The 13,474-nt window shown below is 65.2% G+C and carries 11 protein-coding genes, 1 tRNA gene and 1 pseudogene; 6 read left to right on the top strand and 7 right to left on the bottom strand.

Going from position 1 to position 13,474, the window contains the following annotated elements:
- Both tnpC and tnpB read right to left on the bottom strand, forming a co-directional pair.
- Positions 1 to 1,476: pseudogene (gene tnpC, locus B4L36_RS13090) on the bottom strand (IS66 family transposase); the annotation flags it as partial.
- 61 nt (positions 1,477 to 1,537) lie between these two features.
- On the bottom strand, positions 1,538 to 1,831 hold the full coding sequence (gene tnpB / locus B4L36_RS13100; RefSeq protein WP_292958045.1) for an IS66 family insertion sequence element accessory protein TnpB: 294 nt from the start codon (positions 1,829 to 1,831) through the stop codon (positions 1,538 to 1,540).
- Between tnpB and B4L36_RS13105 the strand changes: the two genes are divergently transcribed.
- Positions 1,830 to 2,123, top strand: coding sequence for a hypothetical protein (locus B4L36_RS13105; RefSeq protein ID WP_292958047.1), 294 nt, complete (start codon positions 1,830 to 1,832; stop codon positions 2,121 to 2,123). The two genes, tnpB and B4L36_RS13105, sit on opposite strands and share 2 nt — an antisense overlap.
- Here B4L36_RS13105 and B4L36_RS13110 read toward each other — a convergent pair.
- Positions 2,109 to 2,183, bottom strand: a tRNA-Gln gene (locus B4L36_RS13110). The two genes, B4L36_RS13105 and B4L36_RS13110, sit on opposite strands and share 15 nt — an antisense overlap.
- 94 nt (positions 2,184 to 2,277) lie before the next feature.
- On the opposite strand from B4L36_RS13110, the gene B4L36_RS13115 reads away from it, so the two are divergent.
- Entirely contained in the window at positions 2,278 to 3,462 is a 1,185-nt protein-coding gene (locus tag B4L36_RS13115) for an NAD(P)/FAD-dependent oxidoreductase (protein ID WP_292958049.1), read from the top strand.
- Between the two features lie 3 nt (positions 3,463 to 3,465).
- On the opposite strand, the gene B4L36_RS13120 is transcribed toward B4L36_RS13115, so the two are convergent.
- The 4 genes from B4L36_RS13120 to B4L36_RS13135 are packed head-to-tail and all read right to left on the bottom strand — an operon-like array spanning position 3,466 to position 8,102.
- Positions 3,466 to 4,779 (bottom strand): mechanosensitive ion channel family protein, encoded by a 1,314-nt coding sequence (locus tag B4L36_RS13120; RefSeq protein WP_292958051.1) that lies wholly within the window; start codon positions 4,777 to 4,779, stop codon positions 3,466 to 3,468.
- A complete protein-coding gene (gene kdsA, locus B4L36_RS13125; protein WP_292958053.1) occupies positions 4,776 to 5,618 on the bottom strand; it encodes a 3-deoxy-8-phosphooctulonate synthase in 843 nt (280 codons plus the stop codon). The genes B4L36_RS13120 and kdsA overlap by 4 nt, the downstream gene beginning before the upstream one ends.
- A complete protein-coding gene (locus B4L36_RS13130) occupies positions 5,615 to 7,465 on the bottom strand; it encodes a capsule biosynthesis protein (protein ID WP_292958055.1) in 1,851 nt (616 codons plus the stop codon). The genes kdsA and B4L36_RS13130 overlap by 4 nt, the downstream gene beginning before the upstream one ends.
- Positions 7,449 to 8,102 carry an ABC transporter ATP-binding protein gene (locus B4L36_RS13135; protein ID WP_292958057.1) on the bottom strand — a complete coding sequence of 218 codons (654 nt, stop codon included), beginning with the start codon at positions 8,100 to 8,102 and terminating at the stop codon, positions 7,449 to 7,451. Before B4L36_RS13135 ends, B4L36_RS13130 begins: the two co-directional genes overlap by 17 nt.
- Before the next feature lie 160 nt (positions 8,103 to 8,262).
- On the opposite strand from B4L36_RS13135, the gene B4L36_RS13140 reads away from it, so the two are divergent.
- The 4 genes from B4L36_RS13140 to B4L36_RS13155 form a co-directional block, all read left to right on the top strand.
- Positions 8,263 to 8,847 (top strand): uracil-DNA glycosylase family protein, encoded by a 585-nt coding sequence (locus tag B4L36_RS13140; RefSeq protein ID WP_292958059.1) that lies wholly within the window; start codon positions 8,263 to 8,265, stop codon positions 8,845 to 8,847.
- 30 nt (positions 8,848 to 8,877) lie between these two features.
- Positions 8,878 to 10,203: an aspartate aminotransferase family protein gene (locus B4L36_RS13145; protein ID WP_292958061.1), complete on the top strand. Its 1,326-nt coding sequence runs from the start codon at positions 8,878 to 8,880 to the stop codon at positions 10,201 to 10,203.
- 255 nt (positions 10,204 to 10,458) lie between these two features.
- On the top strand, positions 10,459 to 11,430 hold the full coding sequence (locus B4L36_RS13150) for a TAXI family TRAP transporter solute-binding subunit (protein ID WP_292958063.1): 972 nt from the start codon (positions 10,459 to 10,461) through the stop codon (positions 11,428 to 11,430).
- 89 nt (positions 11,431 to 11,519) lie between these two features.
- The coding region (locus tag B4L36_RS13155; protein ID WP_292958065.1) for a TRAP transporter permease at positions 11,520 to 13,474 on the top strand (1,955 nt) is incomplete at its 3' end.

A 13,474-nucleotide genomic window follows, 5' to 3' on the forward strand; every position in this document is an offset into this window, starting at 1 on the left:
GGAGATCGTCCACGCGGGTGATCTTGTAGTCTGGGATGCAGGCCAGCGTATCGGCGAGCCATCCCTGCGGGTCCACACCATTCAGCTTGGCGGTCTCGATCAGGGTATAGGCGATGGCGGCGGCGCGGCCGCCGGTCTGCGAGCCGACGAACAGGTAGTTCTTCCGTCCGACGGCTACGGATCGCATGGCGCGCTCGGCCGTGTTGTTGTCGAGTTCGAGGAAGCCGTGGTCGAGACAGGGCCGAAGCCGCTTCATGCGCGTCAGGCCATATCGGATCGCCATGGCCAATGGTGACTTGCCGGAGATCGTCGGCAGTTGGTCGTGAAGCCAGCTCTCCAACCCGTCGAAGATGGGCACCGCCTTCGCCTGGCGGATCTCGACGCGCCGGTCCGGCGGTGATCCCCGCGCCTCTTTCTCTACCGCGTAGAGCTGTGCGACCCGCCGGATGGCCTCGTTGGCGATGGCCGACCCCTGGGCCCTGTGGACGTCGACGAACTTGCGCCGGACATGGGCCATGCAGGCAACCTCGCGGATGTCGCCAGACCGGTAGATGTCCTCGAACCCGGCGTAACCGTCGGCGTGCATCCAGCCGCAATATCCTGACAGGTGATCCTTCGGGTGCTGGCCCTTTCGATCCGGCGAGAAGCGATACCAGTTGGCGGGCGGGGCGTCGCCGCCCCAGGGCCGCTCGTCCCGCCCGTATGTCCACAGTCGCGCCGTTGCGGTCTTCCCGGTGCCGGGCGCCAGCATCCTGACCGGGGTGTCATCCGCGAAGATCGCCTTTCCGGCCAGCACATGCCGCCCGATGGCATCAGCGAGCGGTTCCAGAAGTGCAGTGGATTTGCCGACCCAATCCGCCAGCGTCGAGCGGTCAAGGTCGAGCCCGTCGCGCTCGAAGATCCGGCTCTGGCGATAAAGGGGCAGATGGTCGGCGTATTTGGAGACCAGAACATGCGCCAGCAGGCCGGGGCCGGGACGACCGCGCTCGATCGGGCGGGATGGCAGAGAAGCCTGTGTGAATGCCTCACAGCCGGAACAGGCCAGGCGGGGACGGACGATCCGGTTCACGATGAACCGGCCGGGAACATATTCCAGTTCTTCGGTCACATCCTCGCCGAGGCGGCGAAGGGTTCCGCCGCAGCGGGCACAGTCCTCATCGCCGGTGGTCAGTTCTATCTCCTGGCGCGGGATGTGATCGGGGATGGGACGGCGCTTCGGCTGGTCCTTCCCTTCCTCGTCCGGCAGGCGCAGCTTCGCAGTCATCCTGGCGATAGAGATCTCGTTGCCTCAAGCGCCAGTTGAAGCTGCTCGACGGTCTCCGACGACGTGCCAAAGCGATGGCTGCGGCGACCGGCCAACTGGTGGCGCAGCTTCTCCATCAGCATTGCCTGCGACTTCACTTCGGCCAGCAAAAGCGCCGTGAACCGTCGCAGTTCCTCGGGGTCTTCGGGCAGGGATTTGGCCACATCGAGCATGGCCAATCATAGCAAAACATGGGCGAAACAGGAAATCCCGAACGTGCTGTCGCGCCCGGTTTCATCCCGCCTTCAGCGGCGTCCAGCTGCGCCGCGGCAGCCGCCAGTCGATTCCTTCCAGCAGCATCGCCAGCTGTGCCGGCGTCAGAGCGATCTTGCCCTCCTTCGCCGACGGCCACACGAAGCGGCCCTTCTCCAGGCGCTTGCTGAACAGGCATGCGCCCTGGCCATCCCACCAGATGATCTTGATCAGATCTCCGCGCCGACCGCGGAAGACGAACATGTGCCCGGCGAACGGGTCCAGCTTCAGCACTGTCTCCGCCTGGGCCGCGAGCGTGGTGAACCCGCGCCGCATGCAGCACGATATCGACCGCCACGAGGAGGCCGAGCAGTCCTACATGGACGAGGGCGTGCGGATTCTCGAACTCGCCCGCAATGCACAGGCGCTGTTCGAACGCCAGCCCGCCCGTGAAAAGCGCCGCCTGCTCAACTTCGTACTTTCGAACTGCTCTTGGGAAGATGGTGAGGTGGTCGCCACCTTCCGCCAACCCTTTGATCTCTTGGCGGAAACGACGGCCATCGCCGCTCGTTCAAGCGCCGAAAACAACGGCAATTCATCGAAAAACGAGATTTGGCTGGGGCGGTAGGATTCGAACCTACGGTACACGGTACCAAAAACCGTTGCCTTACCACTTGGCCACGCCCCAACCGTGCGGGCGTGAATAGCCAAGACCTCCGTAGGCTGCAAGTCGAAAATCGGGAAAACTTGTGTGTTCCGGGGCGGGCCGCTATGGCGCGCGGATGGAGCAGGTGGACATTCTCATTCTGGGCGGCGGGGCGGCCGGATTATTCTGCGCGGGGTCCGCCTTGGCGCCGGGCAGGCGGATTCTGGTTCTGGATCACGCCGCCCGCCCGGCCGAAAAGATCCGGATCTCGGGTGGGGGGCGGTGCAATTTCACCAATCTCGCCAGCGTGCCCGAAAGGTTCCTGTCGGGCAATCCGCGTTTTTCGGCCAGCGCGCTGGCGCGCTATCGCCCCGAGGATTTCGTCGGGCTGGTGGATCGCGCGGGAATCGGCTGGCACGAGAAGTCGCAGGGTCAGCTTTTCTGTGACGGCAAGGCCACGCAGATCACCGACCTGTTGCTGCAGCGGATGCGCGGCGCGGATCTGCGGCTGAGGACCGGGATCGGCGCGGTGGAGCGCACCCCTGATGGTTTCGTCGTCGAAACCGACACTGGGCCTGTCGCCGCGCGCCGGCTGGTGGTGGCGACAGGCGGCCGGTCGATCCCGAAAATGGGCGCGACCGGGCTGGCCCATGACCTGGCGCGACAATTCGGTCTGCGCCTCTCGGAGCCGCGTCCCGGTCTTGTGCCGATGACCTTTGCCGATCAGGATCTGGCCCTGTGCCGTCCACTTGCGGGTGTTTCGGTCGAGGCGAGGATCGTGCATGGCGACGGCGCGTTCCGGGATGCGCTGCTGTTTACCCATCGCGGGCTCAGCGGACCGGTCATCCTGCAGATCTCCAGTTTCTGGCGCCCCGGCGAGACGTTGCAGATCGATCTTGCGCCTGATCACGACGTCGCCGCGGCGCTGAAATCCGCGCGGGGGCGGGCGGGCCGCGTGGAGGTGGCGACCGCGCTTGGGCGGTTTCTGCCCGAGCGGCTGGCTTCGGCAGTGGCGGCTGAAGCCGGGCTGACGGATGCCAGGCTGGCCGATCAGGGCAATCGCGTGCTGGATTCGGTTGGCGCGCGCATCAATCGCTGGCAGGTCCGGCCGGTCGGGACCGAAGGCTATCGCACGGCCGAGGTCACGCTGGGCGGCGTCGATACCCGCGACCTGGATGCCCGCAGCCTGCAGGCGCGGCGGGTGCCGGGATTGTTCTTCATCGGCGAATGCGTCGATGTGACGGGCTGGCTGGGCGGATACAATTTCCAATGGGCCTGGGCGTCGGCCGATGCGGCAGCCCGGGGCATGGAACGGGGTTGATCGTCACTCGCCGACCGGCGTCAGCAGATTGCGGCCATCACCCCTTTCGCGGTCCAGAAGTTCCTCGAAAGTCGCGTCGGGGCTGAGATCGGGAGGCTTTTCACGACGCGTGGCCGCGGGCCTGGGCACCGGCTGGGCGGCAGGGGACGGATCGGCCCCCTCGACATGGATGCGATGAATCGGCTCGGGCAGACCGAACCCCTCGGCGTCCATGGCCCGGCGCAGCAGCCGAAAGGCCTCGCCGCGGGCCAGATCGAAATCGGTTCCGTCCTGAGAGACCCAGCCGCCAGCCCGGATGACGAGGGTTTCGGGGCTGGTCGCCTCGACCCAGGCGACGGGTTCGGGGCGTTGCAGCACGAAGCTCATTCCCGCCAGCACCCTCAGGGCCAGATCGCGGGCGCGGCCGAGATCCGAGACCGGGTCGATCACGAGATCGACTAGGAAGCGACGCTCGGGGTTGCGGGTATAGTTGGTCAGCACTGCCTTGTAGATGATCTGGTTCGGGATTCGGATATGATTGCCATCCAGCGTCAGCAGCGTGGTGCCTCGGCTGGTCATGCGGATGACGCGGCCGCGCTGGTCGTTTACCTCGATCAGATCGTTGGGACCGAAGGGCTGGCGCAGCGACAGCAGGATGGTTGCGACAAGGCCCTCGATCGTGTCGCGGGCCGCGAAGCTGAGCGACAGGCCGAAAATCCCTGCCGCGCCCAGCAGCGTGCCCAGAAGTGCGGTCGCGCCCATCAGATCCAGTGCCACCACCAGCGCCACGATCCAGGCGATCAGGCGGATGACCTGGGCCAGAAAGCCGGCGATGAAGGGGTTCGGCGCGACCCGCGCCAAGGTTCGTTCGCGGCGCGAGATCCAGCTGCCGACCAGCAGGATCAGCGCACCGACGACCAGTCCCAGGGCAACGAAGGGCAGGCCGGCGATCACCTGGTTCAACCGTTGCAGGAAACGGTCGCGGACGGTGCCCAGCCGCAACCCGATATCGGTGGTCAGGATCACGTCGTTCTGAATCGCCACGACCCCGTCCACGCGCGCCATCAGTGCATTCAGGCGATCGATCTGCACCTGCTCGGTCACCTCGCCGGTCAGCCGAACGATGCCCGCATCGACCCTCGCGCGCACCTTGTCGAAGGCGCTGACCTGCGACAGGATGCTGTCGATCCGGGTCCGGATCGCTGCGTCTGACGCCGCGTTGTCTCCGACCGGAATCGTCCCCGAAGGCGCGGTGATCACGCCGCCATCCTCCCGCGCCTGCGAAACCGCGGCAAACGGCAGGACAAGAAGAATCGACAGCAGCAGCGCCCGAATCATGATGTCAGCGGATCGGCCTTGGCCAAGCGGTCGAACGCCATCAGCGAGGCGATCAGGGCAGGCATCTGCTGAAGCGGGACCATGTTGGGACCGTCCGAGGGCGCGTTGTCGGGATCCTCGTGCGTCTCGATGAAGACGCCGGCCACGCCCAGCGACACCGCGGCGCGCGCCATGACCGGTGCGAATTCCCGCTGGCCGCCGGACGAGCCGCCCTGGCCGCCCGGCTGCTGCACCGAATGGGTGGCGTCCATGATCACCGGGTAGCCGCTGCGCGCCATGATCGGCAGCGACCGCATGTCGGCAACCAGGGTGTTGTAGCCGAAGCTGACGCCGCGTTCGGTCAGCAGGATGCTGTCGTTGCCGGTCGAGGCGACTTTCTGCGCCACGTTGGCCATGTCCCAGGGCGCAAGGAACTGGCCCTTCTTGACATTCACGACAGCGCCGGTCCGCCCGGCGGCCAGAAGCAGGTCGGTCTGGCGGCACAGAAAGGCGGGGATCTGGATCACATCGACCGATCGCGCCGCGCGGACCGCCTGCGCCGCGTCATGCACGTCGGTCAGGACCGGGCAGCCGATCCGGTCGCGGACCGTTTCCAGAATCGCCAGTCCCTCCTCGATCCCCAACCCGCGCCTGCCGCTCAGCGAGGTGCGATTGGCCTTGTCGTAGCTGGCCTTGAAGACGAAGCCCGCACCCGCCGCGCGGCAAGCCTCGGCCATGCTTTCGGCGATCATGAGCGCGTGTTCCAGGCTTTCCAGCTGGCAGGGCCCCGCGATCAACGTCAGCGGAAGATCGTTGCCGCAGGTCACGGGGCCGATGCGGATGTGGCGTGATGTGGTCATGTGGAAACCTGCTCTCTCAGGATGGATACGGTCAGCGACAGCATCAGGTAGATACCCGAAAAGATCAGAAAGGCCACGATGGTGTTCTGGACCGCCTTTGGATAGGTGGCCTCGTCGGGCGGAACCGGGGCGACCGAGAGCGACAGATAGCGGACCTGCTTGTTGGCCTCGATCCGGGCGCCTTCCATCTGCGCCGCCGCCGCGGCCAGCAATTCCTGGCGTGTCGCCAGATCGCTTTCGGCAATGCGCAGCTCGCCGGTGATCGCCGCCAGAGAGGCGCGCTGTTCGTTGCCCTGGGTCAGTTGCTGGCGGGTATCGGCGATCATCTTTTCCAGCCGCGAGATGTCGCCGCGCGCGGCGTCCACGCGGCTTTGCTGGGGGCGCGGATTGGCCAGCAACTGACCCAGTTCCAGCCGCTTCTGGCTCAGTTGCCCTTCCAGCGTGGCAATCTGGTTCATCACCACCGTGCCTTCGGCGGCCGGATCCAGCACACCCAGGTCCTGTTGCAATTCCTGGACCCGCCGCTGCGCGTCGAGAACCTTGGTCTCGGCGTCGCGATAAGATTCGGCGGCGCCCTCCATCTGGTCCGATCGCAGGCGGGCGGTCATCCTGTCCACCTGTTCCTCGGCATATCGGATCAGTGCCAGCGAAAACTGCTCGCTCAGGGCGGGATCGGGGGCGATCACCTCCATGTCGATGACGCCTTCGGTCGGATCGTAGCCTATCCTGACCGAATTCCTGTAGGTGGCATAGGCGTCTTCATTGCTGGCATCGAGGGGAAGCCGTTTGATCGGATCGATGCCCGGCTGCTGGAAGGCGGCCTTGAAGCCCTTGTCGGCGTCCAGCCGCAGCATCGCATCGCGCGAATTCAGATAGCTTTGCACAGCCACGGAATCGGGATTGGTGGCAAGCTGCGAACCGGCCAGAAGACCGCCGGCGCCCCCCGCCGAGGCGGATTCGGCCCGTTGTATCTGGAATTGCGAGAAGGTGGCGTAAAGCGGTGTCGCAACGCGGAAATAATACCAGCCCGCCAGCGCCGTGGGCAGCGCCACGAACAGCAGCAGGCGCAGGGTCAGCATGAACAGACGGCGGCGGCGGCGGCGCGCGATATCGCGCTGGATCCGATAAATTTCGGCCGCCCGCCGTTCCTCGGTCAGCGCCTCGCGAGAGGGCATCTGCGGCCGCACGGGGCCGACCTCGGTGCCCGGTTTTCGGGGCGTGGGAACGGCCACGGGCGACGGTTGCGGCATGATCGCCGGCGCATTGGCCGAAGGCGCGGCCTGCGCCCGGCTCCCTTCGCTTGACAGGATCTGGCCCAGAGCCGCCCGGTGCGAGGGATCGATGCCCCGTTCGCGCAGCCGCAACACCGCCTCCTGGTCCGATGAAACCGGGATCTGGTGCAGCAGGGCGATGCGCCGGGCGATCCGAAGCTGGCGGTCGGTCAGCTGTTCCTCCTGGATCAGCTGCAACTTGGCCTTCAGGTCCGGCTCATCGTCGCTGCGGACGGATTGGGCAGGCTTGTCATCGAGTTGCGACGCCCCGAGCGCCGGAAAACCGTCATCGACCGGTTCGGTGCGCATGAATCTTTCGCGCTCCGCCTCGGACCCGGGTTCGGGAGAGGCGGGCGGATCCGTTGCGGGGTTGGAGCCGGTGCCGCCCGCGACCGGGCTTTCGCTGTGGCGCGTCGGCATCGCGACCTTTCTTTGCAACTCGACCCGAACATTCTCGATTCCCTTGGCCGGCGCGGCCTTGGCCGCATCGCTGCGCCCGTCCGAACCGGTCGCGGCGGTCCGCAGCGATTGCGAAGGAGAGGCGTGATAGCGCCGGGCCTTAGGCGGTGTAGTCATAATATTGCTTCGCCTCGTCGAGGGATTCGAACATGTAGAGCCTGCCGTCACGCAGGATCGCGGCCGAACGGCAGAATTTCTCGATCGTCGCGGGCTGGTGGGAAACGATCACGACGGTCGCGCTGCGCAGCCTTTCGAAAAGCACCGACCCGGCCTTGCGGTTGAATTCGACATCGGTCGTCTGGGGCATCCCTTCATCGATCAGGTAGATGTCGAATTCCAGCGCGAGAAGCAGCGAAAAGGTGAAGCGCTGGCGCATCCCGGCGGAATAGGTTCCCACCGGCATGTCGAAATATTCGTCGATATCGGTCAGCCAGCGGGTGAAGGCGGCCACGTAATCGGGATCCAGTCCATAGATGCGCGCAATATAGCGGGCATTCTCGTTGGCCGAATGCTTGGTGACGACCCCGCCCATGAATCCCAGCGGAAACGAGATCCGCGAGGTTGATCGGATCGTGCCCTCATCGGGTTTTTCCAGCCCGCACATCATGTTGACCAACGTCGTCTTGCCGGTGCCGTTGGGCGCCAGGATGCCCAGCGAATGCCCCGGCTCGACACGGAAGGAGGCACGATCCAGGATCACCTTGCGCTGCGTGCCGGTCCAGAAGGATTTCGAGACATTGTCGAATTCCAGCATGGCTTTGCGTCGCGATCCTTCCTGCGGTGGTGATCCGGCCCGGCCGGACCTGCCCAGACCATATGTCTGCGTCGTTATGCTGTCCAGTTGACGCGGTCGGCGTTGAGAAATCGTTAAGGCACAGGGTGTTTTCGCGCGGCATTTTCACTAGATCGGTCGGATGAGCGATCTTTCGCACCGGATTTCCGCCTGCCGCCTCTGCGCGCCGCGCTTTGCGGCGACCGCGACGCGCCACGCGCCGCGTCCCGTGACCTGGTTCGCGCCGGGCGCGCGAATCCTGGTCGTCGGGCAGGCACCGGGGATGCGGGTGCACCAAAGCGGACGCCCCTTCACCGATCGTTCGGGCGACAGGTTGCGCGACTGGATGGGCGTGGACCAGGCCACCTTCTATGACCGCGCCCGGATCGCCATCGTGCCGATGGCCTTCTGTTTTCCGGGTTATGACGGCAAGGGGGCCGACCTGCCGCCGCCGCCGATCTGCGCCGCGACCTGGCGGGCGCAGGTTCTGGACCTGCTGCAACCCGATCTGACGCTGCTGGTGGGCGGTCACGCAATGCGCTGGCATCTGGGCGCCGGCAATGTCACGCAAACCGTGGCCGCTTGGCGCGATCACGCGCCGGCGATCTTTCCGCTGCCGCATCCTTCGTGGCGCAATACCGGCTGGCTGAAGCGCAATCCCTGGTTTCACGCCGATCTGCTGCCCGCCCTGCGCGAAGCGGTGGCGGCGCGGCTGGATGCGGGTTAGAAATCCCCTGGCCGAGAACAGGAGCCCTCGATGTCGCATGTCTTTCCCCGCCATTGCCAGTCCCAGCCCCCGGTCGCCATCGGCGGCGAGGGCGTCTGGCTGATCGACGCCGAGGGCAATCGATATCTGGATGGCTCGGGCGGCGCGGCGGTGTCCTGCCTTGGTCATGGCGATGCCGGGGTGACGCGCGTGATCAAGGATCAGCTTGACCGGCTTGCCTTCGCGCATACGGGCTTTCTGACCAGCGAACCCGCCGAGGCGCTGGCCGATCTGCTGATCGCCCATGCGCCCGGCGACCTGGACCGGGTCTATTTCGTGTCGGGCGGGTCCGAGGCGACCGAGGCCGCGATCAAGCTGGCCCGGCAATACTGGGTGGAAAAGGGGCAGCCACAGCGCTCGCGCCTGATCGCGCGGCGGCAAAGCTATCACGGCAACACGATCGGTGCGCTGTCGGCGGGCGGCAACGAATGGCGACGGCAGCAATTCGGCCCGCTGCTGCTGGATGTCAGCCATATCGCGCCCTGCTATGAATATCGCGACCGGGCCGGGGGCGAGACGCCCGAGGAATACGGCCTGAGCGCCGCCGAGGCGCTGCGCGACGAGATCGAACGCCTTGGCCCCGAAACGGTGATGGCCTTCATGGCCGAGCCGGTCGTGGGCGCAACGGCCGGCGCAGTGCCGCCCGCACCGGGCTATTTCAGGCGCATCCGCGAGATCTGCGACGAATACGGCATCCTGCTGATCCTGGACGAGGTGATGTGCGGGATGGGACGCACCGGCACCTTGTTCGCCTGCGAGCAGGACGGGATCGCGCCCGATATCCTGTGCATCGCCAAGGGCTTGGGGGCCGGATATCAACCGATCGGTGCGATGCTGTGCAGCAAGATCGTCTATCGGGCGATCGCAGATGGCAGCGGCTTTTTCCAGCACGGGCACACCTATATCGGCCATCCCGTCGCCACGGCGGCGGGGCTGGCGGTGGTGCGCGCCATTCTGGATCGCGGGCTGCTGCCGCAGGTCCGGCAGAAGGGCGAAGCCTTGCAAGAGGCGCTGGTCGCACGGCTGGGGCAGCACCCGCATGTGGGCGACATTCGCGGGCGCGGCCTGTTTCGCGGGATCGAACTGGTCGCGGACCGGGCCACGAAAGAGCCTTTCGACCCGTCGCTGAAGGTCGCGGCGCGACTGAAGAAGGCGGCCTTCCAGAACGGGCTGATCTGCTATCCCATGTCAGGCACGATCGACGGCCGACGCGGCGATCACGTTCTGCTGGCTCCGCCCTTCATCATCTCTGATGACGAGACGGCGATGCTGGTGGACAGGCTGGCCGGCGCGCTGGAACTGGTCTGCCCTGCCTGACGCCGGGGACAGTGCGGTTCTGCCTGGCCCGCCGCCGCCGCTATCGGAATTCCTTCCCGTCGGGCGATGGGACGTCCGGCGAATCAAGCGATGGCTGAAATTTCCTTGGCAAGCCTTCGGAAACAAACAAAAACCTTCCTGTTCAGGCATTAGGGATTGCCAAAGCGCAGGACTGCGTTACCGTATTCACGAACCCGCGCCAAAGCTGCGGGAGGGGACGGGTCTCGTCCCGGACCATCAAAGGGAGCAAGCTCTATGACCAAATTCGGACCGTTTCTGCTGACCGCCGCCCTCGCCCTGGGCGTGGGCGCTGCCCAGGCGCAGGAGGAAAAATTCATCACCATCGGCACCGGCGGACAGACCGGCGTCTATTATGTCGTCGGCCAGTCGATCTGCCGTCTGGTCAACCGTGACACCGCCAAGACCGGTATCAAGTGCACCGCGCCCTCGACCGGCGGATCCGTCGCCAATGTCAATGCGATCAAGAATGGCGACATGACCATGGGCGTCGCCCAGTCCGATATCCAGTATCACGCCTATAACGGCGATGTTCCGGATTTCGAGGGCGACAAGAAGGTCGACAAGCTGCGGGCCGTGTTCTCGGTCCATCCCGAGCCGTTCACCGTCGTCGCCCGCAAGGATGCCAATATCCAGACCTTCGACGATCTGAAGGGCAAGCGGGTCAACGTGGGCAATCCCGGTTCGGGACAATTGGCCACGATGGAGGTCGTGCTGAAGGCCAAGGGCTGGACGATGAACGACTTCGCGCTGGCCTCGCAATTGAAGCCGGCGGAACAATCCGCGGCGTTGGGCGACAACAAGGTCGATGCGATCGTCTATACCGTCGGCCATCCGAATGGCTCGATCCAGGAGGCGACCTCGACCGTGGACGCCAATCTGGTCCCGGTCGAGGGCCCCGAGATCGACAAGCTGGTCAAGGAGAACCCCTATTACGCCAAGGCGACCATTCCGGGTGGCATGTATCCGGGAACCGACAACGATACCAACACCTTCGGCGTCAAGGCGACCTTCGTGACCTCGGCCGACGTGCCCGAAGACGTGGTCTACGAGGTGGTGAAGGCGGTCTTCGACAATTTCGACCGATTCAAGAAGCTGCATCCGGCCTTCGCCAATCTCGATCCCAAGGAGATGGTCACGGAAGGCAACAGCGCGCCGCTGCATCCGGGGGCCGAGAAATATTACAGGGAACAGGGCTGGATCCAGTAATTCCGGCGCAAGTCACGGGCGGCCCTGCCGGGGCCGCCCATCGCTCTTGACCATAACGACAACAAGCCCAGACAACGGGGGATGCTGCGATGAGCGAGACGGATCGGGACAAGTCCCACAAGGACGACCAGTTCGAGGCCAGCGCCGTCGAGATGGCCGCCTCGGGCCATGGCGGCCTGTCGCAGCAGGAAATCGACGAGCTCGTCGCATCCTCCGATACCGGGGCACGGACGCCGCCCGGCTTCGTGGGCAAGCTGATCCTGATGACCGCGCTGGCCTGGTCGCTGTTCCAGCTGTGGATCGCCTCGCCAATTCCGTTCATGGTGGGTTTCGGGGTTCTGAACGACACCGAGACGCGATCGATCCACCTCGCCTTCGCGCTGTTTCTGGCCTATATGGCCTATCCGGCAGAGCGCACGCCGTTCCAGTTGATCCTGGGCGTCGGCGTGCCGGCGCTGATGGTCGTCCTGTTCATCATGGGATCCAAGACCGGCGTGCCGGTCTGGTGGATCCCCATCGTCGGCGCCGCCGTCATCGCCGCGATCCTGCTGGGCAGTCCCAAGTCGTGGGTGCCGCCCTGGGAATGGGCGCTGGCCATCGTCGCGGCCATTGCCGCGCTTTACATCTATTTCGCCTATGACGGGATTTCGTCCCGCGTGGGCGCGCCGATCATGCAGGATTACGTGATTTCCGTCATCGGGATCATTCTGCTGCTGGAGGCCACCCGACGCAGCCTGGGTCCGGCGCTGATGATCGTGGCGTCGGTGTTTCTGGTCTATACCTTTCTTGGCCCCTACATGCCGGACATCATCGCCCACAAGGGCAATTCGCTGGCGGAAGTGGTCAATCACCAATGGATCACGACCGAGGGCGTGTTCGGCATCGCGCTTGGCGTTTCGACCAGTTTCGTGTTCCTGTTCGTGCTGTTCGGGGCGCTGCTGGACAAGGCCGGGGCGGGCAACTACTTCATCCAGGTGGCATTCTCGCTGATGGGCCACATGCGCGGCGGCCCCGCCAAGGCCGCCGTCGTCAGTTCGGCGATGACCGGCCTGATTTCCGGCTCGTCCATCGCCAATGTCGTCACGACCGGCACCTTTACCATTCCGCTGATGAAGAAGGTGGGCTTTTCATCCGAAAAGGCCGGCGCGGTCGAGGTCGCCTCGTCGGTGAACGGTCAGATCATGCCGCCTGTGATGGGTGCCGCCGCCTTCCTGATGGTCGAATATGTCGGAATTCCCTATTTCGATGTGGTCAAGAACGCCTTCATCCCGGCCACGATCAGCTATATCGCATTGGTCTATATCGTCCATCTCGAGGCGATGAAGGCGGGCATGAAGGGTCTGCCGCGCGCCTATACGCCGGGGCCGCTGATGCGTCGCCTGATCGGTTTCCTGTTCGGCATCGTCGCGGTCGGCATCCTCGGGTTCCTGCTGAAGGTGACGATGGGCTGGATCCGCCCCACCTTCGGTTCCGATGCGATCTGGGTGGTCTTCGCGCTGCTGGTCGCGGCCTATCTGGGCCTGCTCTACATCGCCTCGCGCGAGAAGCCGTTGCAGATGGATGATCCCAACGCGCCGGTCACCCAGCTTCCGCTGCCGGGGCCGACGGTGCGGTCGGGGCTGCATTTCATCCTGCCGATCGTGGTGCTGGTCTGGGCGCTGATGGTCGATCGCCTCTCGCCGGGGCTGTCGGCCTTCTGGGCCACCGCCTTCATGATCTTCATCCTTCTGACGCAGCGGCCGCTGATGGTGATGATGCGCGGCACCGACCGGACCGGAAACGCCGCCATCGGGGCGGCCATGCGATCGGGCGTCGACGATCTGGTGGACGGGCTGATTTCCGGCGCACGCAACATGATCGGCATCGGCATCGCGACGGCGACGGCGGGCATCATCGTCGGCGCGGTCAGTCAGACCGGCGTCGGTTCGGCGCTGGCCGATGTGGTCGAGGTGCTTTCGGGCGGCAACCTGATGGCGATCCTGCTGCTGACGGCCGTGCTGTCGCTGATCCTGGGCATGGGCCTGCCGACGACGGCGAACTACAT

Source organism: Paracoccus sp. UBA889 (assembly GCA_002294185.1).
In the GTDB taxonomy this organism is placed as follows: Bacteria; Pseudomonadota; Alphaproteobacteria; order Rhodobacterales; family Rhodobacteraceae; genus Paracoccus.